Source organism: Geodermatophilus sp. SYSU D00965 (assembly GCF_054050075.1).
Genome location: NZ_JBJGYQ010000016.1, coordinates 108957 through 133394, shown reverse-complemented (window position 1 = coordinate 133394; position 24438 = coordinate 108957). Strand labels below are relative to the sequence as shown.

Below are 24438 nucleotides of genomic sequence, written 5' to 3'. Positions count from 1 at the left end.
AGCCACACGTGCTGGTGCAGATCGGGATCGAGGACCTGGTGGACCCCGCCACCGGGCCGGGTACGGGGAAGCTGGCGTCGGGGGCGGTGATCTCCGCGGCGCGGGCCCGCTGGCTGGCCTGCGACGGACAGCTCACCCGCATCGTGCTCGGCCCCGACGGGCGGCCACTGGACTACGGCCGCACCGCCCGCCTGGTGCCACCGCACATCCGCCGCGCCGCGGAGGTCCGCGACGGCGGCTGCGTGTTCGCCGGCTGCGGCGCTCCCACCTGGTGGTGCGACGTGCACCACGTGCTGGAGTGGATCAACGGCGGCGACACGTCCCTGGAGAACTCGGCGCTGCTGTGCGAGCGGCACCACACCAAGGTCCACCACGGCTTCCGCGTCGAGCGACAACCCGACGGCCGATGGCGCACCTGGCGCCCCGACGGCACCCCGATCCACACCGGCCCGCTACTCCCCGCCGCCGCCTGACCCCACCCCGGGCCCGCCGCGGCCTGAGCCGCTCCGCTCCGCCGGCCGCCGCCTGACCCACCCGACCCGATCCGTTCGGCGTCGGGCGTCGGCGCGTGCCCGATCGACGGGGTGGCGCGTCAGCTCCGCAGCGGGCTGGCCCGCTGCTGCCCGCGGCGGCCTGACCCCTTCGACCCAGGTGGCGTCGGAGGGGTCAGGGCGCGTCCACGGTCCAGGGGACGAGCGCCGAGCCGGGTCCTCAGCCGGGCCTGCGGATGCGGACCGGGCCGCGGGCCGTCTCGACGTCCACCACCGCACCGCCCTGGGTCACCACGACACGGCCCGCAGTTGCGAGCCGGCCTGCCGCGTCCCGCGCCGCCGGCATGAGGTCCCGCCAGCCGGCCGGGTCGACCGCGCGGGCGGCCTCCGAGGGACAGATCGACGCGTCGACCCGCCGGTCTGCGAGCAGCGCGACGATCGCCTGCTCGAGCCGCGTGCCGACGTCGTCCACGCGGTCAGCGTGCCCCCGACCCCACGCACCCGCCACTGGCCGCGGCGGCCAACGGGGAGGATGCTCCGGCTCGTGCACCGGACGACGTCCTCGCTGGTGGGGGCCAGGTGGGCGCCGGCCGCGCTCGCGGCCGGCGGGTCCTGCGGAAGCGGCGGGCGCCCCGGTGACCGACGCCCGCGCGCAGCGGCTCGCCGCCCTCACCGCGATCGACACCGCGCTGGCCGATCCCGTCCGCCTCGTGCGGGTCCTGCAGGACGCCGCGGACGACGAGGCCGCGCTGGACGGCCTCAGGCGCGAGTTCGGGCTGGACACGGTGTCGGCCACCGTCGTCCTCGACCAGCAGTTCCGTCTCCTCACCCGTCGGCACCGCGACCGGCACGCCGAGGAGCTGGCGGTGCTCCGCGCCGAGTGGGGTCCGCCCGTGGCCGCGCGGCTGCGCTTCGACGGGAACAGGTCCGCCGTCCTCGCGGTCGACGGCGCCGAGCACGCCTTCCGCGCCCGCGGCAGCACCGGCGTCCTGGACGACGTGTGGGCCTTCCTGTACCGCGAGGTGGCGCGGCCGCGGCTGCGGCCGGTCGTGGTCGCGGTCGCGGGCCTGGACGCCGGGCCCGGCCGGATCACGGTCGACCCGGACGGCTCGGCGTGCTTCGAGGACTACCCCGGGGACGCCGACGGGTAGGTGCGGCGGACCCGTCCGCCCCGCACCGAGGAGAACCGTGTCCCCCGACGAGCGCGCGCTGCTCCAGGAGTTGCTGTACGCCTACGGCCCCGGCGACCAGGAGGACGAGGTCCGGGAGGTCTGCCGGCGGGAGCTGGGCCCGCTGGTCGACGAGCTGCACGTCGACGACGCGGGCAACCTGGTCGGCCTGGTCCGGGGCACCGGCGGGCAAGACGCCCCGGTGGTGCGGGTGATGGCCCACATGGACGAGCTGTCGATGATCGTCAAGCGGGTCGAGCCGGACGGCTCCCTGCGGTTGAGCCAGCTCGGCACCATGTACCCGGGCAACTTCGGGCTCGGGCCGCTGACCGTGCTCGGCGACGCGGAGACGCTCACCGCCGTCCTGCTGCTCGGCTCGGAGCACACCACCCCGGAGACCACCCAGGTGTGGCAGACCAAGCCCGACGGCGGGGACCAGGCCATGGAGTGGCGGCACGTCGCCGCGTTCACCGGCCGCACCCCCGGCGAGCTGGCCGCCGCGGGCGTGCACCCCGGCACCCGCGTCTGCGTCCACCGCAGCCGGCGCACGCTGGTGGAGTTCGCGGACTTCGTCGGCTCCTACTTCCTCGACGACCGGGCTGCCCTCACCACCCTGGTCGCCGCGGCCCGGCTGCTGCGCGAGCGCGGCGCGCGCCCGCCGGCCGACGTCTACCTCGTCTGCACCACCGGTGAGGAGATGGGCGGCATCGGCGCCGCCTACGCCAGCCGCACGCTGCCCGGGGAGATCACGCTCGCCCTCGACGTCGGTCCCGCCGAGGCGGAGTACGGGGTGCCGGCCGACTCCGGCCCGGTGGTCGCCTACGCCGACGACGCCGTCGTCTACGACAAGCGGCTCTCCGACCACCTGGTGGCGCTCGGCCGCGAGCTCGGCCTCGAGCCGCGGGCCGCCGTCTGGGAGGCCTTCGACTCCGACGCCTCCCAGTCGAAGAGCTCCGGGCAGGCAGCCCGGGCGGCGCTGCTGTCCCTGCCCACGCTGAGCACGCACGGCTACGAGGTCCAGCACCGGGAGACCATCGGCCGGTGCGCCCGGCTGCTGGCGGAGTTCCTCTGCCGCCCGGTCCCGCGCGTGTGACCCGGGGGCGCCGGGTAGGGCGCGACGATGGCGAAGCGCACCCCGGTGGGGACGATCGGCAAGGGACGGCGCGGCATCAGCGTGCCCGGATGGGCGCTGCGCGGGGCCGCGGCGGGCGCGGCGGCCAGCACCGCCCTCAACGCCGTCACCTACGTCGACATGGCCGTGCGCGGCCGCGGCACCAGCTCCACCCCGGAGCAGACGGTGGAGAAGCTGGCCGAGAAGGTGCACCTGCCGATCCCCGGCGAGGGCGAGACCCGCGACAACCGGGTGCAGGGGCTCGGCCCGCTGACCGGCCTGGTCGCCGGCGTGGGTGTCGGCGTCGTCGTCGGGCTGGCGCGCGCCGCCGGGTTCCGGTCCCAGCCGCTGGTCGGCACGCTGCTCACCACGGCCGGGATCCTGGTCGCCGCCAACGGCCCGATGACCGCCCTCGGGATCACCGACCCGCGGACGTGGTCGACCACCGACTGGGTCAGCGACCTGGTCCCGCACCTGGTCTACGGCGCGGTGCTGAAGACGACGATGGACGCCTTCGACCGCGCCTAGACCGACCGCGCCTGGATCGGCCGGCGGCTCAGTCGGCGGCTCAGTGCCGCCAGCCGCGCTCGTCCACGCCGCCGGGCACCGGGGCCTCCGGGTCGTAGGGCGTGCGGGTGAAGACGAACGTGCCCAGGTCCAGGTGGTCGCGGGCGAAGCGCAGCGGCTCGCCGGCGTAGTAGCCGTCCAGCCCGACCCACGTGCCGTCGTCCTGACGGACGAAGCGGCTCGCCCGCCCGGGCCGGCCCGGCAGCGGCCCCAGGTGCAGCAGCCCGCCGTGCAGGGCGCGCAGCACGTGCGGCGCGGGCCCCCAGTACCAGATCCCGAGGTCCTCCAGCGGCACGGGGGACGGCGCCGGGGTCCAGGGCTCGACGATCCGCGGCTCGGCCGCCCGCAGGTCGGCGAGCAGCCCGAACACCACCGGCTCGGGGCCGCTGGTGGCGTTGGCCAGCGACACCGCCCCGGTCCGCTCCTCCCGGTCGACGAAGACCCCGGCGAGGAACCCCGGCATCGACCCGCCGTGCCCCACCAGCGTGCGCCCCTCGACCCGCATGACCTGCAGGCCCAGCCCGTAGGCCGACCACCCCGGCACCGAGGAGTCCACGCCGCCCGGCACCGTCATCTCCTCCAGCGTGGCCGGGTCCAGCACGTCACCGGTGTCGCCGAGCAGGAAGACGGCGAACCGGGCGAGGTCGGCCAGCGTCGCCCACAGCTGGCCCGCGGCGGCCATCACGCCGGCGTCGTGCTCGGGTTCGGGCAGGACGACGTCGGCCCACGGGTGCACCGCGTGCCCCTGTGCGGCCGGAGCCGCCGGGCGCGGCGTCGTCCGGGTCATGCCGAGCGGGGCCAAGACCTCCTCGCGGACGACGTCCTCCCACGCCCGGCCGCGCTGCCGCGCGACCAGCTCACCGAGCAGGCCGAACCCGAGGTTGGAGTAGTGGAACCGGCGGGCGGCCCCGAGGACGACGTGCTCGTCGTCCAGGTCGAGCTCCTCCAGGGAGACGCCCGGCGTCCGCTCCCACCAGCCCCCGGGGCTCTCCGCCGCCGCTCCCCCGAGGTGGGCCAGCAACTGGCCGACGGTGCGGTCCCCCAGCGGCGTGCCCGGCACGTGCCGGTCGAGCGGGTCGTCGAGGTCCACGCGTCCCTCGTCCCGCAGCCGCAGGACGGCGACCGCGGTGACGGTCTTGCTGATCGAGCCCAGCCGGTACTGGACGTCGGTGTGCGGCTCGGGGACGTCCCCGCGCCCGGCCGACCAGGCCAGCCCGCCCCCGCGGACCACGCCCGCGACCAGGCTGGGCGCCCGGCCCTCGCGCTGCACCCGGGCGGTGCGGGCGAGCAGGGTGCGGGCGGTGGACGGCAGGACCGGTTCGGGCATGGCCCCAGACGCTAGTTCGCCGCCGCGACCTCGCGGCCCGGCAGCCGGCCGGTGCGCCGCGCCCAGCGCTCGAACCAGACGGTGGCGAACGGGGGCACCGAGGCGGCGAGGGCCAGCAGCAGGGTGACCGGGGACCACCGCAGCACCCGGGCGCAGAGCAGCGCCAGCAGGCAGTACACGACGAAGACCCCGCCGTGGATCGGACCGAACACCTGCACGCCCACCTCGGAGGTGCCGAGGACCCACTTGACGTACATGCCGCTGAGCAGGCCCAGCCAGGACAGCGCCTCGGCGACGGCGACGACGCGGAACGCGGTGGCGGCGGTGCGGGGGTTCATCGGGAGCGCGGGTCCTCCGGTCGGGTGCAGGTCCAGGGGGTCCAACGCGGGCCGGCCCCCGATGGTCCCGGCCCGCGGGTGTGACGGTGCCCGCACCCGGCGCCCCCGCTCCTCCTCGTCCTCCGGTCCGGGTCCGCTCCTCGCCCGCAGCGCCCGCAGCGCCCGCTGCGGTGCTCCCGGGACCGTCGGCCGACCCGTGGCAGGGTCGGGAACCGTGCGAGGGCTGGCGCGGCGGGAGTTCTGCCTCGTGCTGCTGCGCCGCATGGCCGACCTGCGCCCCGACCTGGTCGCCGAGGCACTGCCCCGCGTCGGCGCCACCCGGGCGGAGGCGCACGCCGCGCACACCCGGTGGCAGGCGCTGCAGCACTCGCCGCGGGCACCGCGCGGGCTGGCCCTGCGCTCCGCCGTCCTCGGGCCGCCCGAGGAGCTCGAGGACCGCCGCTTCGGCGACCTGGACCTGCAGGTCCGCCGCTGGCCGCTGCCGCTCTGGCCGCACCTGTACTGGGAGGTGCTCTCCGCCCCCGGCGGCTCCGTGCTCCAGGAGCACCTGGTGCGCGCGCCGGGCTCGCCGGTGCCTCGCGCCACGGCCGGCCGGCTGCGGGTGTGGGAGCACGTCCTGGACGACGTCGTCGGGCTGCCGGGCGCGCGGAGCGTGGACCCCGGCGTGGTCACCCGCTGGGAGGTGCACCTGCCCGGCGGGGTCCGGGCGCGGTTCGTCTGGGGGCTGCTGCAGGAGGTCAGCCGGCCGGCGGCGCGCTGACCGCGGCCTGGGGCGCCGGCTGCGCGGTCAGCGGCCCGGACAGCACGCTGCCCAGCACCGCAGCGACGACGAGGACGGCGGCCGCGCGCGGCGACCCGGCCGCGAGCAGGGCCGCGCCGGCGGCCCCGAAGACCACCACCTTCGTCAGGACGGCGAGCGCCGCGACCTGCACCACGGCCTGCGGCGCGGCGAACAGCCCCCACAGCAGCGCCGCGGTCAGGGGGACGCCGAGGGCCAGGAGCCACCGCAGCGCCGTCGTCCCGCCGGCGCTCCACCCCCACAGGCCGAGGGCGGCCAGCGCGCCGAGCTCGGTGGCGAAGGCGACGCCCGCCCAGGTCCACTGCCATGCCTGCACCATCTCGGGCCCCCTCCGTGGTGAACGACGCTCTGATACGAGAGCAGTGTTCACACCCGGCGCCGGGACCGTCAAGTCCCGGACACGACGGAGCCCCCGGACGCACGTGGCGTCCGGGGGCTCCGGGGGCTCCGGGGGCTCCGGGGGGCAGCCGCTAGCCGGCGATGCGGTTGAACTGCGGGGTGGCGCCCATGACGTCGACGCTGGCGACCTTGACGACGTCGCCGGAGGTCGGCGCGTGCACCATCTGGCCGTTGCCGATGTAGATGCCGATGTGGCTCACCGGGCTGTAGAAGGCGACCAGGTCACCGGGGCGCGCCTCGGCGCGGGAGACCTGCTGGCCCATCTGCGACTGCATGCGGCTGGAGTGCGGCAGGCTGATCCCGGCCGCGCGGAAGGCGTACTGCACCAGGCCGGAGCAGTCGTAGGAGCCCGGGCCGGAGGCCGCCCAGACGTAGGGCTTGCCGCGCTGGGCCATGGCCGTGTCGATGACCGCCTGGATCGAACCGCTGGCCGCGACGACGGGCGCCGAGCCGCCGGTCGACGCCGGACGCTCGCCGCGGCTGGCCCGCTCCTCGCCGCCGTGCGCGGTGGCCGCGGCAGCCAGGGCGGCGCGGCGCTCGTCGGCGGTCAGCCGCGCGTAGTCGGCCTGGTACTCGGCGATCTGGGCCTGGAGGTCGGCCTGCTGCTTGGCGACCGCGTCGTAGGACTGCTGTGCCTCGGCGGCGACCCGGTCGGCCTCGGCCTGGGCCGCGGTGGCGGCCTCGCCGGCCGCGACCGCCTGGCCGAGCACCTCGCCCTGGTGGCCGGCGACGGTCTGCAGCAGGGTCACCCGGTTGACGAACTCGTCGGCCGAGCCGCTGGTCATCAGCGCCTGCAGCGACCCCATGCTCTCGCCGGTGAAGGCGCTTCGGGCGACGCCGGTCACCTGCTGCTGCGCGGCGGCGACCACCGCCTGCGCGTCGGCGACCTTCGCCGCCGCGGCCTGGGCGGCGGCCTGCTGGGCGGCGAGCGCCTCGCGGGCCTCGTTGAACTGCTCGGTGACGACCTCGAGGTCGTGCCCGCGGGCGGCGACCAGAGTCGCGGCCTCCTGGGCGGTGGCCGGTTCCTCGGCACCGGCCGAGGTCGGGACGAAGGCCACGCCGACGGCGGCGGCGAGGACGAGGGCAGCGCGCCGGGCGGCGCGAGCGGACGCCATGGTGTGGCGGCTCTCCGTTCTTCCACGAGCCGCCTACCGAGTTAGCTGACGGGTTCGGGCGGGAAGGCGCCCGGCGCGCCCGGCCGAGGCCGTGCGTGCTTCACCCCAGTGCTGCGGTGGGTCCCCGGCCCGGCTCCCCCGGGGAGGAGGGAACCGGCTCGGCGGCGACCGCGGGGTGTCACCCATTGCGGTGACGGAGCGCCCCGGCGGACGCACACACCGTAAGCGCCGTGACCCTGCCGTGACAATTACCGGCCTGTGATTTCGTGGACTCTCGACTCGACCGCGCAGGTCCCCGGGGCGGCTGTGGCGGAAGAGACACGTGGGGTCGCCACCGCGATGGCGGGTATGTGCCCTCCATGGATCTCAAGCGACCTCTGGTCGTGCTCGCCATCGCCGGGGCGCTCGCCGGGTGCAGCAGCACCAACAACTCCAACACCGACGTCGACCGCGGCACCACCGACTGCGGCGCCGCCGAGGCCGGCAGCAACCGGGCTGACTGCTCGGAGAGCGAGAACGCTCCCACGCAGGGCGGCTGAGCACCCGCCGGACCCGCTACGGTCCGCCGGGTGAGCGCACGCAGCAGGTACGACGCCGTCGTCGTCGGGGCCGGTCACAACGGCCTGGTGGCCGCGGCCTACCTCGCCCGCGCCGGCTGGTCGGTGCTGGTCCTCGAGCGGCTCGAGCAGGTCGGCGGCGCCGCGGTCAGCCGGCAGGTCTTCCCGGGCGTCGACGTCCGGCTGTCGGCGTACTCGTACCTGGTCAGCCTCCTGCCCGACCGGATCGTCGCCGACCTGGGGCTGGAGGTGACCCTGGCCGACCGCGCGGTGGCCTCCTACACCGCCGTCCCCGGGCACACCGGCCTGCTGGTCGAGCGGGACGAGGGGCCCGCCACCGCCGCCTCCTTCCGGGACCTCACCGGGTCCGACGACGAGCTGGCCGGGTGGCGGCGCTTCTACGGCCGGCTGGCCGACCTCGCCGAGGACCTCGCCCCCACGCTGACCGAGCCCCTGCTCTCCCCCGACCAGCTGGCCGGACGGCTGCGCGACCCGCAGCTGTGGCACGACCTCGCCGAGAGGCCGCTCGCCGACGTGGTCGCCGACGAGCTCTCCCACGACGTCGTCCGCGGGGTGGCGCTGACCGACGGGCTGATCGGCACCTTCGCCGACGTGCACGCCGCCGACGGCCTGGCCGGCCGCTGCTTCCTGTACCACCTGGTCGGCAACGGCACCGGCCGGTGGCGGGTGCCCGTCGGCGGGATGGGCGCGGTCACCGGGGCGATGGCCGCCGCCGCCCGCGGGGCCGGAGCGGAGCTGCTGACCCGGGCGACGGTCACCGCGCTCGACCCGGGTCCGGACGGCGTGACCGTGCACTGGACCGACGACGAGGGCACCGAGCGGGCGGTCGACGCCGGGCGGGTGGTCTCCGGCGCGGCGCCCGCCGTCCTCGACCGGCTGCTCGGCGTCGCCCCGCGGACCACCCCGGACGGCGCCCAGCTCAAGGTCAACATGGTGCTGGCGCGGCTGCCCCGGCTGCGGTCGGGGGTGGACCCGGCCGTCGCGTTCGCCGGCACGTTCCACGTCGACGAGGCCGCCGGCCAGCTCGACGCGGCCCACGCGCAGGCCGCCGCCGGCCGGCTGCCCGACGTCATCCCGTTCGAGGTCTACTGCCACTCGCTGTCCGACCCGTCGATCCTCGGGCCGCAGGAGCGGGCGGCCGGCCACCAGACGCTCACGCTGTTCGGCCTGCACACCCCGGCGGCGCTGTTCCGGGAGGACCCGGTCGGCACCCGCCGGGAGGCCGTGCGGCGGGTGGTCTCCCAGCTCGACGCGCACCTGGAGGAGCCGCTGCTGGACTGCCTCGTCCGGGACGCCACCGGCGAACCCTGCCTGCAGGCCGCCTCGCCGCTGGACGTCGAGGAGTCGCTGGCGATGCCCGGGGGGCACATCTTCCACGGCGACCTGTCCTGGCCGGTCGCCGCGACGCCCGCCGAGGTCGGCACCTGGGGCGCGGCGACGGCGCACCCGCGGGTGGTGGCGGCCTCCTCGGGCGGGACGGTGCGCGGCGGGGCCGTGAGCGGCCTGGGCGGGTACGCCGCGGCCCGCGCGCTGCTCGACCGCCGCTGAGGGAGGACCGGCAGCAGGACCCCGTCCGGCGGGATCGGCCCGGACCTGGTGCCATGGGCGGGTGGACCTGCGGCGGGAGACCCGGGCACTGATCCGCGGCGCGGCGCGGCGGCTGCACGGCCGGGACCTCGCGCTGATCGCGGCCGGGCTGACCTTCTACGCCGGCATCGCGGTGGTGCCGCTGCTGCTGGTCGCCGTCCGCCTGACCGCGCTGGTCACCTCCGCGGGCACCGTCCGCGACCTCGCTGGGCGGCTGGCCGGGCTGCTCCCGGCGCAGCTGGGTGCGCCCGAGGCGCTGCGCGCGCTGGTCCGGGCGGGCGTGGGGATGGGGCTGCTCGAGGTCGTCCTGGCCCTGCTGCCGCTGTCGTTCTACGGCGAGGGCCTGCGGCGGGCGCTGCTGCGCTTCACCCCGCGCCGGGACACGCTGACCGGCTGGCGGGGCCGGCTGCTGGGGCTGCCGCTGGTCGCCGCCACCCCCCTGCTCCTGTACCCGCTGCTCTTGGCGGCCTCGGCGATGGTCGAGCTCACCGAGCGGGGCAACCGGCTGGGCAGCCTGGCGGTGGGCTACTACACGGTCCTCTTCGCGCTCACCGTGCCGCTGCTGTGGGGTTTCGGCGTGGTCGCCGCCGGGCGGCTGCGCTGGCCGGCCCTGGTCTCGGGCGCGCTGTTCACCGCCGCCTGCCTGTCGGGCTTCCTGCAGGGCTTCGTGCTGTTCCTGGCGCTGCCCCTGGCCCTCGGGGCACCGTTCGGCGGGCTGACCGTGGTGGGCGCGGTGGTGGCGATCAGCCTGTGGCTGTTCCTGCTGCACCTGGTGGTCATCGGGGGCTGGCTGCTCACCCAGTCCCTCGACGAGCGCCTGCGTGCCGGTCACCCCTCGTCGTCGGAGCCGCCCTCGAACACCTCCCCGCCGTCGGACTCGCCCTCGTCGTCCCCGCCGTCCTCGGAGTCGCCCTCGTCGGCCTCCTCGGAGTCCGCCTCGTCCGGCGTCGGCGCCGGCTCCGCCTCCTCCTCCGGCGGCGGGTCGGCGGGCTCCTCGGGCGCCGGGGAGTCCTCCGGTTCGGGCGCCGGGGGCTCCTCCGGCTCCGGCGCCCGCCGCGGCGGCGGCGCCGGCTCCACGTAGTCGGCGCCGTTGCTCACCAGGATCGACACCTGCTGCCCCGGCACGGCGCGGCCGCCGCGCGGCGGGCTGGTGCCGAGCAGGGTGCCGGCCTCGCGGGCGCTGTCCACCCGCACGGTCGTGGCCAGGAACCCGGCGTCGGACAGCGCCGCCTGGCAGCGCCGCACCGACGTGCAGCCCGGGACCGGCCGGGTGTTGCCGTTCTGCACGACCTCGTCGGCCGGCGGGAACTCCCCGCTGCCGCGCGCCTCGAGGACCGGCGCCATGGCGTCGCGCCAGACCGTCGCGGCCTTGCCGCCCCCGAAGCCACCCACGTTCTGCTTCTGCTTCGGGTTGAGCACCATCACGCTGGCGGTGATCTCGGGCGTGTAGCCCACGAAGGCGATCGAGTCGTTGTCCTGCGAGGTCCCGGTCTTGCCGGCGATCTGGTGACCCGGGACGTGGGCGCGGGCCCCGGTCTGCCCCGGGTTCCCGGGTGCGACGTCCTTGACGAGCATCTGGTTGAGCGTGGTGGCCACCCCCGGCGGGATCGCCTCGGGGGTGCACCGGTCGCCGAGGGCGAGCGGCTGCCCGTCGGGGCCGATGGCCGGCTCGCCGTCCCGGTCGAGGACGGCGGTCACCGGGACGACGTCGCACTGCGTGCCGCTGGCCGCCAGCGTGGAGTAGGCGCTGGCCAGCGCCAGGGGGCTGGTCGCCTCGGCGCCGAAGGTGAAGGAGCCGCGGTTCTCGTCGATGATCTGCTGCGGCAGCGCGGGGTCGCTGAACTGGAACAGCCCCATCCGCTCGGCCATGCGCACCGGTTCCTCGACGCTGCCCAGCGCGTCCTCCAGGCCGAGGAAGTAGGTGTTGGAGGACTGGTAGAGCGCCGTGGTCATGTCCAGCGTCGACCGGTAGTTCCCGACGTTCTCGACGTCGTACCGGCCGGCGCCGTCGCGGTAGACCCGGGAGACGTAGGGGTCGGACGTGGTGAGCGTGTAGTAGCTGGAGTAGCCGCGGGCCAGCGCGGCCGCGGCGGTGAACACCTTGTAGGTCGACCCGGAGCCCTTGCTGGGCGCGGCGTTGAGGTTGAACGACTCCTGCGCCGGGTCCTCCCTGTCGTAGCCGAAGACCCGGTTGACGCTCATCGCGAGCAGGTGGCCGGTGCCCGGCTCGACGGCGGTGAACATGGCGGCCAGCGGGTCGCCCATCGGCAGGGTCTCCAGGACGGCGGCGTCACCGGCCCGCTGGAGGTCGACGTCCAGCGTGGTCTGGACGACGTAGCCCTCGTTGTCCAGCTGCTCCTGGGTGAGCCCGAGCTCCTGGATGAGGTACCGCTGGACGAAGTCGCAGACGAACGCGCCGACGCCGGCCTGGACGCAGCCGCGGGGCGGCGCCGGGGCCGGGGCCAGCCCCAGCGGTGCGGCCTGGGCCGCGGCCGCCTCGGCCTGGCCGACCCGGCCCTGCTCGGCCATCCGGGAGAGGACCTCGTTGCGCCGCTCGGTGGCCGCCTCGGGGTTGGTGAACGGGTCGTCGGCGGTCGGGCTCTGCGCCAGCCCGGCCAGCAGGGCCGCCTGCGGCAGGGTCAGCGCGGCGGCGTCGACGCCGAAGAAGGCGCGGGCGGCCGGCTGCACGCCGTAGGCGTTCTGGCCGAAGTACACGATGTTCAGGTAGCGGGTGAGGATCTCGTCCTTGGCGTAGGTGTCCTCCAGGGCCAGCGCCAGCCGCGCCTCCCGCAGCTTGCGGCCCACCGTCTGCTCGGTGGCGGCGCTGCGCTCCTCGGCGGTCTGCGCGGTCTGCAGCAGGGTCTGCTTGACCAGCTGCTGGGTGAGCGTCGAGCCGCCCTCCTGGACGCCGCCGGCGGCGAGGTTGGTCATCAGCGCCCGCAGCGTGCCCTGGACGTCGAGCCCGTGGTGCTCGAAGAAGCGGGCGTCCTCGATGGCGACCATCGCCTGCTTCATGACCTCGGCGATCTGGTCGCCGGCCACCGGGGCGCGGTTCTCGTCGTAGAAGTAGGTGATCGGTTCGCCGTTGGCGGCCAGCAGCACCGTGTTGCCGGCCGGGGGGTCGACGGTCAGCTCGGTGGGGAGGTCCCCGAAGAGGCTGGTCGACTGCTGGGCGGCCAGCGACGGGCCGCCGACCCACGGGAACAGGACCGCCGCGAGGAGGGCCCCGGCCGCGACGACCGTGGCGGCCAGCTTGAGCAGCGTCCTGACCCGTGCCTCCGCGCGCAGGTCCATGGGCCCCCTTCCGTGACGGGGGTCACTGGAACAGAGAACTCGACCGTCCACAACCACCCGCGCCGAGCACGCCCGCCTCCGACGCCCGAGCGTGAGCGGGTGTTCACCCCGTGATCACCTCGGGCAGGTCCCCGCGGTCGTCGGCGCGCGTTCCTGGCTCACGGCCGGTCCCCCGGCTCCACCAGGTGGACGGCGACCGCCCGGAACTGCTCGGGGGTGGCGAGCAGCACCTCCTTGGTCGGCTCGCCGACCTCCAGCGCCGGGCCCCGGCGCAGGGCCGCCAGCGCCCGCAGCCGCGGGTCGGCCAGCACGGCGTCGACCAGCCCGCGGTCCCCGCCGGTGAACAGCGCGGCCACGTCGCCGGCGTGCGGCAGGAGTACCCGGACGGCGGTGTCGGCGGCGGCCGTGACGACGGCGTCGGTCTGGTTCGCCCGCCGCCGCGCGAACCGCTGCTGACTCCACCCGCCCGCGGCGGTCCGGCCCTGGACCAGCCGCGCGTCGACCTTCGAGACGAGCAGGTCGGCGCCGTCGAACACGCCGACCGCCCAGCGCCCGCGCCGGACCAGCAGCACCGCGGCCCGGTGCGGCTGCCGCGCCGCGGCGGAGAACGCGGTGAGCAGCGCCGGGCCGGGCCGCCACGGGAACGGCGCGCGCAGGGTGACCGTCGTCGTGTCCGCGCAGGTGATCCGCACGGACCCCTCGTCGAGCTCCGCCGGGGCGAACGGCCCGTGCCGGGTGGCCACGCCGTCGAGCCAGCGGCCCAGCCGCTCAGGCGGGACGCGCAGCAGGCGACCACCGCCGGCCGCGGGGCGCGGACGGGTCACCGGCGCGGACGGGGGACGGCGGCACGGGAGGGACCCACGGCGCGGATCGTAGGGCGCGGGACCGACACGACCCCGCCTTGAGCCGGGACGCCGGTGCGCGGCAGGCTCGCGGTCGTGCCCCTCCCGCTGCTCCCGGTCCCCGCCCGTATCGTGGCCGCGCCCATGGCCGGTGGTCCGTCGACGCCGGCGCTGGTCGCCGCGGTGGGTGACGCCGGCGGGCTGGGCTTCCTGGCCGCCGGCTACCGCACGCCCGAGCAGGTCGCCGCGGAGGTGGCCGAGGTCCGGGGCCGCACGGGGGCGCCGTTCGGCGTGAACGTGTTCGCGCCGGTGCCCGAGCGGCCGGAGGAGTCCGCGCGGGTGCCGGCCTACGCCGAGAGCATCGCCGCCCGCGCCGCCCGCCTGGGCGTCTCCCCCGGCACGCCCGCCCACACCGACGACGGGTTCGCCGCCAAGGTGGACCTGCTGCGCGAGCTGCGCCCGGCCGTCGTCTCGTTCGCGTTCGGGCTGCCGCCCGCGGCCGCGCTCGACGCCCTGCACGACGCCGGGCTGCCGGTGTGGGTCACGGTCACCTCGCCCGAGGACGCCGCCGCCGCGACCGCGGCCGGCGCCGACGGGCTCGTCGTCCAGGGGTGGGAGGCGGGCGGGCACCGCGGCGGCCTGTCCGACGAGGAGCCCGCCCAGCTGGGCCTGCTGCCGCTGCTGACGCTGGTCCGGCGGGTGTCCCCGCTGCCGCTGGTCGCCGCCGGGGGCATCGCCGACGGCGCGGGCGTGGCCGCGGTGCTCGCCGCCGGGGCGGCGCTGGCCCAGCTGGGCACCGCGTTCCTGCCGACGCCGGAGGCCGGCACCGCGCCGGTGCACGCCGCGGCGCTGGCCGAGGCCCGGCCCACCGCGGTCACCCGTGCGTTCACCGGGCGCCGGGCCCGGGCGCTGGTCAACGACGCGGTCCGCGACCTGGGCGACACCGCCCCGGCGGCCTATCCCGAGGTGCACCTGCTCACCGCCCCGGTCCGGGCCGCGGCGCGGGCCGCCGGGGAGGTCGAGGAGCTGCACCTGTGGGCGGGGCAGTCGGCCGCGCTGGCCGAGGCGGTGCCGGCCGGGGAGCTGGTCCGCCGGCTGGCGGCTGAGGCCCGGGCCGCGCTCGACCGCGCGCCGCGGCCCGGCTGAGCGGCGGTCAGTCGCGCGTCGTCGGCAGGCCGGCGGCCCGCCAGGCCTGGTAGCCGCCGACGACGTCGGAGGCCCGGTGCAGGCCGAGGGCGCGCAGCGAGTCCGCGGCCAGGCTGGAGGAGTAGCCCTCGTTGCACATCACGATGACCTCGACGTCGTAACCGGTCGCCTCGGGCAGCTTGGCGTCGCTGGCGGGGTCGAACCGCCACTCGAGGTGGTTGCGCTCGACGACCAGCGCGCCGGGCACCTCGCCGTCGGCGTCCCGCTGGAACGCCGGGCGGGTGTCGACCAGCAGCGCACCGGCCGCCCACCGCTGCGCCGCCTCGGCCGGCTCCACGCGGTCGATGCGGCCGCGAGCCTCCTCGAGCAGCTCGTCGATGGTGCGGGCCCCCGTCGGTCGGTCGGTGCTCATCGGGCCATGGCCGGCTCGGTGGCGTGCTCGGCGGGCACGTGCAGCACGCGCTGGGCGGCGGCGACGACGACCGCGGCCACGAGGGCGGCGACCGTCGCGACGGCGAACGCGGCGTTGGCCCCGGACACGTCGACCACCTTGCCGGCGACCGAGGCGCCCACGGCCACGCCCAGGCCCAGCGCGGTGCCGATCCAGGTGAACGCCTCGGTGGTCGCCGACCGCGGCACCAGCAGCTCGGCGAGGGTGAAGGAGCTGATCAGGGACGGCGAGACGGCGATCCCGGCGACGATCACGAACGGGATCATGACCCAGATGTTGCCGATGAGCAGCAGCGGGACGCTGAGCACGGTCAGCGCGACCAGCACGACCGCCAGGCGCAGCCGCAGCGGCGAGCGCCAGTGCACCGTCCCCCAGCCGATGCCGCTGGCCATGGAGCCGACCGCCAGGGCGGCGATGAGCACGCCGGACAGCGACATCGCGCCCACCTCGTCGGCGAAGGCGACCAGGGCGATCTCCAGCGTGCCGAGGATGGCGCCCACCGCGGCGCCCACGACGAACAGCACCCGGATCCCGGGGCTGCGGATGGCCCGCGGGCCGGTGCGCGCCTCGTGCCCGTGCGGCGGGGGCTCGGTGCGGCCCTGCGCGGCGAACAGCAGGCTGCCGATGACGGCGAGCGTGAACGCGGTGACCACGCCGGACGTGGCGTGCCCGGTGGTGGAGAGGAAGGTGACCAGCACCGGGCCGACGATGAAGACGAACTCGTCGACCACCGACTCCATGGCCAGCGCCGTCGGCAGCCGGTGGGTGCCGCGCAGCAGGTGGGTCCAGCGCACCCGGATCATGGAGGCGACCGGCGGGATGCAGGCGCCGGCGACCCCGGCCGAGACGAACACGACCCAGCGCGGCCAGTCGTCCTTGACCGCGGGCAGGAAGACGCAGCCGGCCGCGACGAACACCGCCAGCACCGGCAAGAGGGTGCGGCGCTGGCCGTGGGTGTCGGCCCACCGTCCGATCAGCGGCCCGGAGATCGCGGTGGTGACCGCTCCCGTGGCGGCGACCGCCCCGCCGTAGCCGTAGGACCCGCTCTCCGACGCGATGAGCAGCACCGAGCCGAGGCCCACCATGGACAGCGGCAGCCGTCCGATGAACGCGGCCAGCACCATGGGCAGTGCGTGCGGCGTGCGGAGCACGTGCAGATACGGATTGGGCACGGGCGGGGATGCCTGTCGTCGGGCGGCTCGGCGCTGAGCCGGCGGGTGTGGACGTCAGGTGACGCTATCCGACCTCGGTCCCCCCGGCCTCGTGGGAGCGTGCCGGGACCGCCGACACGCCGGGCGGGACGCGAGAGGGCCCCGCACCGGTCGCCGTTGACCGGTGCGGGGCCCTGTGGCCCCTGCGGGGCCCGCCGCGAGCCTGCGAGCGACGGGGGCAGGGGGTCCTCTCCTACGCGAGACGGTGCTCGAGGATCGCCAGCTCGTCCCACATCGTGCTGGGGAGCTTGTCGCCGAACTTCTGGAACCACTCGGTGATCTGCGGGACCTCGGCGCGCCACTCGTCCTTGTCGACGGCGAGGGCCTTCTCCACCTGTTCCGGGGTCATGTCCAGCCCGGCGACGTCGAGGGCGTCGGCGGTCGGGACGTGGCCGATCGGGGTCTCCACCGCGGCCGCGGTGCCCTCGAGCCGCTCGACGACCCACTTGAGGACCCGGCTGTTCTCGCCGAAGCCCGGCCACAGGAAGCCGCCGTCCTCGTCGCGACGGAACCAGTTCACGTAGAAGATCCGCGGCAGCTTGGCGGCGTCGTGCGCCTTGCCGGTCTCGACCCAGTGCCGGACGTAGTCACCGGCGTGGTAGCCGATGAACGGCAGCATGGCGAACGGGTCGCGGCGGACGACGCCGACGGCACCGGTGGCGGCGGCGGTCGTCTCCGAGGAGAGCGTCGCGCCCATGAACACGCCGTGGTTCCAGTCCCGCGCCTCGGTGACCAGCGGGATGGTGGTCTTGCGGCGGCCGCCGAAGAGGATCGCCGAGATCGGCACGCCCTTCGGGTCCTCGTACTCCGGCGCCAGGATCGGGCACTGGGTGATCGGGGTGCAGAACCGGCTGTTCGGGTGGCTGGAGGGCTCCTCGCTCTCCGGCGTCCAGTCGCGGCCCTTCCAGTCGGTGAGGTGGGCCGGCGGCTCGTCGGTCATGCCCTCCCACCAGATGTCGCCGTCGTCGGTGAGGGCGACGTTGGTGAAGACCGAGTTGCCCTTCTCGACCGTGCGCATGGCGTTCGGGTTGGTGTCCCAGCCGGTGCCGGGGGCGACGCCGAAGAGGCCGTACTCGGGGTTGAGGGCGTAGAGCCGGCCGTCCTCGCCGAACCGCATCCAGGCGATGTCGTCGCCGAGGGTCTCGACCTTCCAGCCCGGGATGGTCGGCTCGAGCATCGCCAGGTTGGTCTTGCCGCAGGCCGACGGGAAGGCGGCGGCGATGTAGTAGGTCTTCTGCTGCGGGCTGGTCAGCTTGAGGATCAGCATGTGCTCGGCGAGCCAGCCCTCGTCGCGGGCCATGACCGAGGCGATCCGCAGCGAGTAGCACTTCTTGCCCAGCAGCGCGTTGCCGCCGTACCCGGAGCCGTAGGACCAGATGGCCCGCTCCTCGGGGAAGTGCGAGATGTACTTCGTGGTGCTGCACGGCCACGGCACGTCCTGCTGGCCCGGCTCGAGCGGGGCGCCGAGGGAGTGCATGGCCGGGACGAAGTCGGCGTCGTCCCCCATCGCCTCGAGGATGCGGCCGCCGATGCGGGCCATCACGCGCATGGAGACGACGACGTACTCCGAGTCGGTGAGCTCGACGCCGAACATCGGGTTCTCGGCCTCGACCGGACCCATGCAGAACGGGATGACGTACATGGTCCGGCCACGCATCGAGCCGCGGTACAGCCCGGTCATGATCGACTTCATCTCGTCGGGGGCCATCCAGTTGTTGGTCGGCCCCGCGTCGGCCTCGTCGACCGAGCAGATGAAGGTGCGGTCCTCGACGCGCGCCACGTCACTGGGGTCCGACGCCGCCCAGAAGGAGTTCGGCTTCTTCTCCAGGCGCCGGAAGGTGCCGGCGTCGACCAGCTGCTGGGTGAGGCGCTCGTACTCCTCGTCGCTCCCGTCGACCCACACGACCCGCTCGGGGGTGGTCAGCTCGGCCATCTCACGGACCCAGGCGAGCAGCCGGGGGTGCGTGGTGGGTGCGTTGTCGAGACCGGGGGTGGCCACGGAAGTCACGGCGTCTCCATCCTCTGGGTACGCCGGACGGACATACCGCCGGCGCCTTGCTGCTGGTCCTGCTCAGCTGACAGCCGACCGCCGGGCGCCACGGGCGCCGACTGGAGGTCGGGTCCGGTCAGCGTACAAGCGGGGACGTCCACTGTAACCGTGAGAGATGTTACGTATAAGACGTCTACCCGATGGGACGAAGGTCCCTGGTCGTCACCTGCGCGCCCGGGGACCCTCGCGGGCCGATCGGGTCAGCCGGCCGACTCGCCGCTGCCGTAGTGCGGGCCGACCTCGGCCCAGAAGGGCTCCCACTCCCCCGGGCCCGCCCCGCCGGTGATCTCGGCGTCGAGCTTGTCGAGGTACCAGTGCCAGCCGCCGGCGACGTCCCCGACGGGGAACCCGGCGCGGAAGACCTGGGTGAACACCAGCGTGGTCGTCGTCCCGTCGGTGGAGAGGTCGAGCTCCACCCGCCACGGCTCGTCGCCGAGGGTCCACTCCAGGACCAGCCGGCGGGGCGGGTCGCACTCGAGGATGCGCACCGACTCGCTCGCCGGCTCCTGCTCGTGGGTCATCGTGAACGTGCCGGTCGCGCCGGCGCCCCGCGCGCCGTCGTAGCGGCCGATCCAGCGGGCCAGCCGCTCGGGCTCGGTGAGCGCACCCCACACGTCCTCGATCGGGTCGGGCCACGACCGGCGGAACTCCAGTCGCCGCCGTCCGTCGGGCTCGGTGGTCACGACGCCGCGGCGGGCGGGCACTTTCTGCTGTGTCACGTCGGGTCTCCGCTCTGCGGGGGTGCCGAGGCCCCCCGCCCCTCTCGGGCCCGCCGGCCGCGGGCGATCTCGGTGTCCAGTGCGTCCAGCCGCCGGGCCCACAGGTCGCGGTAGGGCTCCAGCCACTCGTCGAGCTCCCGCAGCGGTCGCGGGTCGAGCGCGTAGAGGCGGCGCCGCCCCTCCTCCCGGCAGGTGACCAGGCCCGCCTCGCGCAGCACCCGCAGGTGCCGGCTGATCGCGGGGCGGCTCACCGGGAACCGGCCCGCCAGCTCCCCGGCGGCCAGCTCACCCTGCGCGAGCAGGGCGACCAGCTCGCGGCGGGTCGGGTCGGCGAGGGCAGCGAGCGCCTCCACGACGGATGTGTAACACATCAGTTACGCGTTTGCCCAGGGGTTGCCCGGCGGCGGGTCAGGGCACGGGGTGGGCATGACCGTCACCGACCCGGACGTCCCGGACCCGCTCAACGACCCCCGCACCCTCCAGGCCGACCCCGGCGCCCAGGGACAGGGGGACGACCTCGCCTCCGCCGCCGACGACCCCGCGGTCAGCGGCGAGGAGGAGATGTCCGAGGAGCGGCTGCCTCCTGGCGGGGCGGACTCCGGCGACGACGGCGGGGACGTGACCGGCGGCGCGTTCTCGGAGTCGCCGCGCGACTGAGACGGAGCGGTCCGTTTCCGCCGCTCCCGGCGCGGGAACTGTCGGGTCTCCACCGTTCCGAGACGAGGAGGTCGCCATGGCCACCGGTGAGACCGGGTTCGAGGACGTCACCTACGACCTGATCTCGGTGCAGTACCACTCGCTCAAGGCCGGTCACGACTACGGCCAGTACGTCCGAGACGCGGAGAACGCCGGGCTGCAGGACATCGCCGGCTTCTTCCGCGAGGTGATGGAGCAGGACTCCGCCCGCGCCAAGCGCTGCCACGAGTTCCTGCGCCAGATCTCCGGCACAGAACAGGGCGGCCCCGCCACCCAGTGACGCCGGGACGACGGCCGCCTCTCACTGTCGGGAGGCGGCCGTCGTCGTTCCCGGCCCCGTCCAGAGGCTCGCCGCCGGCCCGTCCCGGGCACCGCCCTGAGCCGGCGAAGGGCGGGGAGGACGGGGTCCTCTCTCAGACGGCGCAGGTGTCGTCGGTGCAGCCGTCGGCGGCGGGCACCGTCTCGAGGGGGTGGGCGTCGGCCCAGGCCCGCTCCAGGACCTGGAGCAGCAGGTCGGCCGGCTGGGCACCGGCGGCGCCGTACTTCCGGTCGACGACGAAGAACGGGACGCCGGTCGCGCCCAGCGCCTGGGCGGTCCGGCCGTCCTGGTGCACCGCCGGCCGGTGGCGGTGGTCGGCCAGCGCAGCACGCACCTCGGCCTCGTCCAGGCCGGCCTCGACGCCGAGCGCGGCGAGCGAGTCGACGTCGAACACCGACCGGCCCTCCTCGAAGTGGGCGTGCAGCAGGCGCTCCTTCACCGCGCCCTGCAGACCGTGCTCGGCGGCCAGGTGGATCAGCTCGTGGGCGAGCAGGGTGTTCCCGGTGAGGCCCTCGTCGAGGTGGTACTCGAGCCCCTCCTCGGCGGCGATCTGCTCGACCCGCCGCTGCATCTGCCGCATCTCCTCGACGCTGCGGCCGTACTTGGCGGCCAGCGCCGGCAGGGCGGCGGAGGTCTGGCCCTCGGGTGCCGTCGGGTCCAGCTGGAACGAGCGCCAGACGACCTCGACCTGGTCGCGGTGGGGGAACCGGGCCAGCGCGGCCTCCAGCCGCCGCTTGCCGATGTAGCACCAGGGACAGACGACGTCGGACCACACTTCGATGCGCACGACCGCCCCCAACACCCGAGGCGGCGCCGGTCATCCCGGCCGGTGCGCCTCCGCCCGCGCCCGCCCGTTCCCGGGCGTCGGGTCGAGGAAGACGTACCGCACGCCCTCGTGCCGGGCGACCAGCCGCCGCTCGGCCTCGTCGGAGGCCCGCTCCACGTCGGCGACGGTCGCGTCGTCGGCGAAGTCCACCTTGGCGGCGACGATCAGCTGACCGGGGCCGATCACCGTGGTGAACAGGAACGGGACGGCGGTGACCTGCGGCAGGGCGGCGATCTCGGCGCGCAGCTCCTCCTGGATGCGCGGGGCCACCGACTGGCCGATGAGCAGCGAGACGTTGGCCCGGGCGAGCGACCCGGCGACCAGCAGCAGGAGGACGCCGATGAGGATGGCGGCCAGGCCGTCCCACACCGGGTCGCCGGTGAGCTGCTCGAGGAACAGGCCGAGCGCGGCGAGGACGAGCCCGACCAGCGCGGCGCTGTCCTCGAAGGTCACCGCCTTGACGGTGGTGTCGCTGGTCTCGGCGAGGTAGCGGCGGGGCGTCGTCCCCCACCGGCGGGCCGAGCTGCGCACCTGGCGGACCGCCTTGAGCCAGGAGGCGCCCTCGAGGACGAAGGAGACGGCCAGCACGACGTAGGCGATGACCGGGTCGCCCTGCTCCTCACCCTCGATGATCGTGGTGACGCCCTGGTAGAAGGAGAATCCGGCGCCGAGGGTGAAGGTGGCCAGGCAGGCCAGAAGCGCCCAGAAGTAGGTCTCCCGGCCGTAGCCGACCGGGTGCCGGGCGTCGGGGGCGCGGTCGCCGCGCTTGAGCGCGACGAACAGCAGGACCTCGGTGATGGTGTCGGCCAGCGAGTGCGCGGCCTCCGACAGCATCGCCGAGGAGTGGCTGATCAGGCCGCCGACCAGCTTGGCGACGGCGATGCCGAGGTTGGCGAGCCCCGCGACGACGACGGTGCCGGTGGACTCGCCGCCGGACCCGTCGTCGGTGGCCTCCGTGGCCAGGGCGTGGTCACGGGTGGGGACGGGCTCGCTCATGGCCGCACCGGTGCCCCGCCGTTGCCCGGCACAACCGCCCGTCGGCTCACCGGCAGCGCCCGGCCGTCCCCACCAGGGCCCCGAGGGCGGCCGTGCCGCCGGCCGACCTAGCGCACGCCGACGAGGTCGACGACGAAGACCAGCGTCGCGCCGGGCTTGATGACGCCCCCGGCGCCCCGGTCGCCGTAGGCCTTGTGCGCCGGGATGGTGAGCCGGCGGCGGCCGCCGACGCGCATGCCGGTGATCCCCTCGTCCCAGCCCTGGATCACCATGCCGACACCGAGGCGGAACTCCAGCGGGTCGCCGCGGTCCCAGGAGGCGTCGAACTGCTCTCCGCCGTCGTGGGTGACCCCGACGTAGTGGGCGCTCACCAGGTCGCCGGCCTTGGCCTCGGGGCCCTCGCCGACGACGAGGTCCTCGATGACCAGGTCGTCGGGTGCCGGGCCGGTGGGCGGCTCGACGTCCGGACGGGTCAGTTCGGCCACAGTGCTCCCTCCCCGCACCGGGGCGGTCCCGGCGCCGTCGCCCCATCCAATCAGCGGCCGGCGGACGACGCAGACGCGGAGCCAGGGCCGGTCAGACCGGGTCGAGCACCTCGCGCGCCCGCGGGGTGTCCGCGACGTCGAGCGGGTGCGCGACCTCGTCGGCCGGCATCCGCGCCGCGAGGACCGCCACCACCGCCAGCAGCGGAGGAGCCAGCCCGGCCACCAGGAAGGTCGCCGACGACCCGATCAGCCCGCTCACCGGCCCGGCCAGCGCCATGGACAGCGGCATGAGGCTCAGGGAGACGAAGAAGTCCAGGCTGGAGACCCGGCCGAGCAGGGCCGACGGCACCCGGCGCTGCAGGAGCGTGCCCCAGATGACCGTCCCCGCCTCGAAGGCCGCCCCGATGAGGGCGCCGGCCACGATCATCAGCACCAGGCTCCCGCTGAGGCCGAAGACGGCCATCGGCACGCAGCCCAGGCCCCACAGCAGGACCATCACCGTGAGGTAGCGGCGGGGCAGCCGCAGCGACGCCACGACCAGGGAGCCGACCGCCCCGCCGATGCCGAAGGCGGCCAGGACGTAGGCGTGCTGCGTCGGCCCGCCGCCCGCGTCGCGGATGGCGAACGGGACCAGCACCTCGAGCGGGCCGAGGAGCACCAGCACCATCAGCGCCGCGAACAGCAGCGTGGCCAGCAGCCAGGGCGTGCGCACCATGTAGGCGAAGCCCTCGCGCAGGTCGGTGAGCACCCCGGCCGGTGGAGCGTCGTCGTCCCCCCGCCGGACCGGGGTGACCGGCAGCGCCAGCACGTGCGCCACGGCGAGCAGGGACACCGTCGCGGTCGCCGCCAGTGCCGCGCCCGGTGAGAACGCGGCGACGAGGAAGCCGGCGGCGGCGGGGCCGGCCGCGTTCTGCAGGAGCGGCCGCACCGCGCCCTCCAGCCCGTTGGCCGCCAGGAGGTCGCCCTCCGGCACCAGCGCGGGCAGCTGCGCCGAGTAGGCCGGGTAGTACAGCCCCGTCGCCAGCCCCACGGCCAGCGCGGCCGCGGCCAGCTGCCCCAGCGTCAGGAGGTCCATCAGCGACAGGACGGCGACCACCGCGACGGCCCCGGCCTGGACCAGCGCCACCGCGAGCAGCAGGTACCACTGCGGCACCCGGTCGGCGAGCACCCCGCCGAGCAGGGTGCTGGCCAGCATGCCGCCGGCGGACAGGCCGGTGACCAGGGACAGGGCTGCCGGGCCGCCTCCCAGGGCCACCACCTGCCAGACCACCGCGACCGCCCACAGCCCGGCGCTGAGCAGCGACAGCGCCATCGACGCCGCCAGCAGCCGGTAGTGGCGGTGCCGCAGCGGCGCCAGTGCGCGCGGCAGGGCGGCCATGGCGGGACCTCCTCGTCCGGTGGGGGTCCGCTCATGGTCGGCGAGGGGTACGACAGAACGCACGCGGATTTGGCCGCGGCGGGCGCCGGGGCGGTGCGCGCCGTCCGCCCCCGCCACTACGGTGCGGCGGCGTGATCGACCACCTGGCGCTGCAGGCCACCGACGTCGCCGCGACCACCGCCTTCTACCTCCGGGTCTTCGCGCCCGCCGGGGTCCGCGAGGCCATGCGGTTCGACAGCCCCGGCGGGCCGGTCGTCGGCCTGTCCGGTCCCGACGGGCACCCCCAGCTGTGGCTCGGCCCGCTGAGCGAGGGCACCGACCGCCCGGTGCACCTGGCGATCCGCGCCCCCTCCCGGGAGGCGGTGGACGAGGTGTTCGCCCTCGCCCGCGCGGAGGGGGTGGAGGTGCTGCACGAGCCGCGGGTGTGGCCGGAGTACCACCCCGGCTACTACGGCGTGTTCTTCCGCGACCCCGACGGCAACAACGTCGAGGCCGTCCACCACACACCGCCTGCCGCCTGACGACAGCCCGGGAGCATCGCGGC

Annotated in this window: 27 protein-coding genes, 1 pseudogene and 1 riboswitch; of the genes and pseudogenes, 12 read left to right on the top strand and 16 right to left on the bottom strand. The window is 75.7% G+C overall.

Annotated features, from left to right (window positions below; all coding sequences use genetic code 11):
• Positions 1 to 473, top strand: a 473-nt coding sequence (locus ACI789_RS16460) for a DUF222 domain-containing protein (protein ID WP_457010443.1), incomplete at its 5' end; no start/stop codon positions are given.
• Between the two features lie 238 nt (positions 474 to 711).
• On the opposite strand, the gene ACI789_RS16455 is transcribed toward ACI789_RS16460, so the two are convergent.
• Positions 712 to 963 (bottom strand): DUF3253 domain-containing protein, encoded by a 252-nt coding sequence (locus ACI789_RS16455; RefSeq protein WP_457010442.1) that lies wholly within the window; start codon positions 961 to 963, stop codon positions 712 to 714.
• A 163-nt stretch (positions 964 to 1126) separates the two neighbouring features.
• Here ACI789_RS16455 and ACI789_RS16450 point away from each other — a divergent pair, with 163 nt between their 5' ends.
• From ACI789_RS16450 to ACI789_RS16440, 3 genes are read left to right on the top strand one after another with little or no spacing between them, the layout of a single operon-like run.
• A complete protein-coding gene (locus tag ACI789_RS16450) occupies positions 1127 to 1642 on the top strand; it encodes a hypothetical protein (protein ID WP_457010441.1) in 516 nt (171 codons plus the stop codon).
• Positions 1643 to 1679: 37 nt separating this feature from the next.
• On the top strand, positions 1680 to 2753 hold the full coding sequence (locus ACI789_RS16445; protein WP_457010440.1) for a hypothetical protein: 1074 nt from the start codon (positions 1680 to 1682) through the stop codon (positions 2751 to 2753).
• A gap of 27 nt (positions 2754 to 2780) precedes the next feature.
• Positions 2781 to 3299 carry a hypothetical protein gene (locus ACI789_RS16440; protein WP_457010439.1) on the top strand — a complete coding sequence of 173 codons (519 nt, stop codon included), beginning with the start codon at positions 2781 to 2783 and terminating at the stop codon, positions 3297 to 3299.
• 40 nt (positions 3300 to 3339) lie between these two features.
• Here the strand turns inward: ACI789_RS16440 and ACI789_RS16435 are convergent, their stop codons facing one another.
• Positions 3340 to 4665, bottom strand: coding sequence for a serine hydrolase domain-containing protein (locus tag ACI789_RS16435; RefSeq protein ID WP_457010438.1), 1326 nt, complete (start codon positions 4663 to 4665; stop codon positions 3340 to 3342).
• Positions 4666 to 4676: 11 nt separating this feature from the next.
• Positions 4677 to 5003: a DUF3817 domain-containing protein gene (locus tag ACI789_RS16430; protein ID WP_457010437.1), complete on the bottom strand. Its 327-nt coding sequence runs from the start codon at positions 5001 to 5003 to the stop codon at positions 4677 to 4679.
• Positions 5004 to 5217: 214 nt separating this feature from the next.
• Here ACI789_RS16430 and ACI789_RS16425 point away from each other — a divergent pair, with 214 nt between their 5' ends.
• Positions 5218 to 5763 (top strand): hypothetical protein, encoded by a 546-nt coding sequence (locus tag ACI789_RS16425; protein ID WP_457010436.1) that lies wholly within the window; start codon positions 5218 to 5220, stop codon positions 5761 to 5763.
• On the opposite strand, the gene ACI789_RS16420 is transcribed toward ACI789_RS16425, so the two are convergent.
• Both ACI789_RS16420 and ACI789_RS16415 read right to left on the bottom strand, forming a co-directional pair.
• Positions 5741 to 6121, bottom strand: a complete 381-nt coding sequence (locus ACI789_RS16420) for a YrdB family protein (protein ID WP_457010435.1) — start codon at positions 6119 to 6121, stop codon at positions 5741 to 5743. The two genes, ACI789_RS16425 and ACI789_RS16420, sit on opposite strands and share 23 nt — an antisense overlap.
• A gap of 151 nt (positions 6122 to 6272) precedes the next feature.
• Positions 6273 to 7316: a C40 family peptidase gene (locus tag ACI789_RS16415; protein WP_457010434.1), complete on the bottom strand. Its 1044-nt coding sequence runs from the start codon at positions 7314 to 7316 to the stop codon at positions 6273 to 6275.
• A gap of 15 nt (positions 7317 to 7331) precedes the next feature.
• Positions 7332 to 7475: riboswitch (cyclic di-AMP (ydaO/yuaA leader) on the bottom strand.
• A 200-nt stretch (positions 7476 to 7675) separates the two neighbouring features.
• On the opposite strand from ACI789_RS16415, the gene ACI789_RS16410 reads away from it, so the two are divergent.
• The 3 genes and pseudogenes from ACI789_RS16410 to ACI789_RS16400 all read left to right on the top strand — a co-directional run.
• On the top strand, positions 7676 to 7855 hold the full coding sequence (locus tag ACI789_RS16410) for a hypothetical protein (RefSeq protein WP_457010433.1): 180 nt from the start codon (positions 7676 to 7678) through the stop codon (positions 7853 to 7855).
• Between the two features lie 30 nt (positions 7856 to 7885).
• A complete protein-coding gene (locus ACI789_RS16405) occupies positions 7886 to 9442 on the top strand; it encodes a phytoene desaturase family protein (RefSeq protein WP_457010432.1) in 1557 nt (518 codons plus the stop codon).
• Positions 9443 to 9503: 61 nt separating this feature from the next.
• Positions 9504 to 10286, top strand: a pseudogene (locus ACI789_RS16400) (YhjD/YihY/BrkB family envelope integrity protein); the annotation flags it as partial.
• Between the two features lie 23 nt (positions 10287 to 10309).
• On the opposite strand, the gene ACI789_RS16395 reads toward ACI789_RS16400, so the two are convergent.
• Together ACI789_RS16395 and ACI789_RS16390 are read right to left on the bottom strand one after the other, a co-directional pair.
• The gene (locus tag ACI789_RS16395) at positions 10310 to 12775 is read right to left on the bottom strand and encodes a transglycosylase domain-containing protein (RefSeq protein ID WP_457010431.1); all 2466 of its coding nucleotides are present in this window, start codon (positions 12773 to 12775) and stop codon (positions 10310 to 10312) included.
• Between the two features lie 158 nt (positions 12776 to 12933).
• Positions 12934 to 13599 (bottom strand): acVLRF1 family peptidyl-tRNA hydrolase, encoded by a 666-nt coding sequence (locus ACI789_RS16390; protein ID WP_457010430.1) that lies wholly within the window; start codon positions 13597 to 13599, stop codon positions 12934 to 12936.
• Positions 13600 to 13713: 114 nt separating this feature from the next.
• Between ACI789_RS16390 and ACI789_RS16385 the strand changes: the two genes are divergently transcribed.
• On the top strand, positions 13714 to 14763 hold the full coding sequence (locus ACI789_RS16385; protein ID WP_457010429.1) for a nitronate monooxygenase: 1050 nt from the start codon (positions 13714 to 13716) through the stop codon (positions 14761 to 14763).
• A gap of 7 nt (positions 14764 to 14770) precedes the next feature.
• Here the strand turns inward: ACI789_RS16385 and ACI789_RS16380 are convergent, their stop codons facing one another.
• The 5 genes from ACI789_RS16380 to ACI789_RS16360 form a co-directional block, all read right to left on the bottom strand.
• Positions 14771 to 15175, bottom strand: coding sequence for a rhodanese-like domain-containing protein (locus ACI789_RS16380; protein ID WP_457010428.1), 405 nt, complete (start codon positions 15173 to 15175; stop codon positions 14771 to 14773).
• Positions 15172 to 16386 carry an MFS transporter gene (locus ACI789_RS16375; RefSeq protein WP_457010427.1) on the bottom strand — a complete coding sequence of 405 codons (1215 nt, stop codon included), beginning with the start codon at positions 16384 to 16386 and terminating at the stop codon, positions 15172 to 15174. Before ACI789_RS16375 ends, ACI789_RS16380 begins: the two co-directional genes overlap by 4 nt.
• A 232-nt stretch (positions 16387 to 16618) precedes the next feature.
• Positions 16619 to 18433, bottom strand: coding sequence for a phosphoenolpyruvate carboxykinase (GTP) (locus ACI789_RS16370; protein WP_457010426.1), 1815 nt, complete (start codon positions 18431 to 18433; stop codon positions 16619 to 16621).
• 242 nt (positions 18434 to 18675) lie between these two features.
• Positions 18676 to 19194: an SRPBCC family protein gene (locus ACI789_RS16365; RefSeq protein ID WP_457010425.1), complete on the bottom strand. Its 519-nt coding sequence runs from the start codon at positions 19192 to 19194 to the stop codon at positions 18676 to 18678.
• Positions 19191 to 19547, bottom strand: coding sequence for an ArsR/SmtB family transcription factor (locus ACI789_RS16360; protein WP_457010424.1), 357 nt, complete (start codon positions 19545 to 19547; stop codon positions 19191 to 19193). The genes ACI789_RS16365 and ACI789_RS16360 overlap by 4 nt, the downstream gene beginning before the upstream one ends.
• Before the next feature lie 73 nt (positions 19548 to 19620).
• Here ACI789_RS16360 and ACI789_RS16355 point away from each other — a divergent pair, with 73 nt between their 5' ends.
• Together ACI789_RS16355 and ACI789_RS16350 are read left to right on the top strand one after the other, a co-directional pair.
• Positions 19621 to 19851, top strand: a complete 231-nt coding sequence (locus ACI789_RS16355) for a hypothetical protein (protein WP_457010423.1) — start codon at positions 19621 to 19623, stop codon at positions 19849 to 19851.
• A gap of 76 nt (positions 19852 to 19927) precedes the next feature.
• The gene (locus ACI789_RS16350) at positions 19928 to 20170 is read left to right on the top strand and encodes an acyl carrier protein (protein WP_456916527.1); all 243 of its coding nucleotides are present in this window, start codon (positions 19928 to 19930) and stop codon (positions 20168 to 20170) included.
• A 133-nt stretch (positions 20171 to 20303) separates the two neighbouring features.
• Here ACI789_RS16350 and ACI789_RS16345 read toward each other — a convergent pair whose 3' ends face one another.
• From ACI789_RS16345 to ACI789_RS16330, 4 genes are all read right to left on the bottom strand, one after another.
• Positions 20304 to 20996: a DsbA family oxidoreductase gene (locus tag ACI789_RS16345; protein ID WP_457010422.1), complete on the bottom strand. Its 693-nt coding sequence runs from the start codon at positions 20994 to 20996 to the stop codon at positions 20304 to 20306.
• 30 nt (positions 20997 to 21026) lie between these two features.
• Complete coding sequence (locus ACI789_RS16340) at positions 21027 to 22031, bottom strand: cation diffusion facilitator family transporter (protein ID WP_457010421.1); 1005 nt, start codon at positions 22029 to 22031, stop codon at positions 21027 to 21029.
• Between the two features lie 107 nt (positions 22032 to 22138).
• Complete coding sequence (locus ACI789_RS16335) at positions 22139 to 22516, bottom strand: FKBP-type peptidyl-prolyl cis-trans isomerase (protein ID WP_456916530.1); 378 nt, start codon at positions 22514 to 22516, stop codon at positions 22139 to 22141.
• A gap of 91 nt (positions 22517 to 22607) precedes the next feature.
• The gene (locus tag ACI789_RS16330) at positions 22608 to 23894 is read right to left on the bottom strand and encodes an MFS transporter (RefSeq protein WP_457010420.1); all 1287 of its coding nucleotides are present in this window, start codon (positions 23892 to 23894) and stop codon (positions 22608 to 22610) included.
• 131 nt (positions 23895 to 24025) lie between these two features.
• Between ACI789_RS16330 and ACI789_RS16325 the strand changes: the two genes are divergently transcribed.
• Positions 24026 to 24415: a VOC family protein gene (locus tag ACI789_RS16325; RefSeq protein WP_457010419.1), complete on the top strand. Its 390-nt coding sequence runs from the start codon at positions 24026 to 24028 to the stop codon at positions 24413 to 24415.
• Positions 24416 to 24438: the final 23 nt, after the last annotated feature.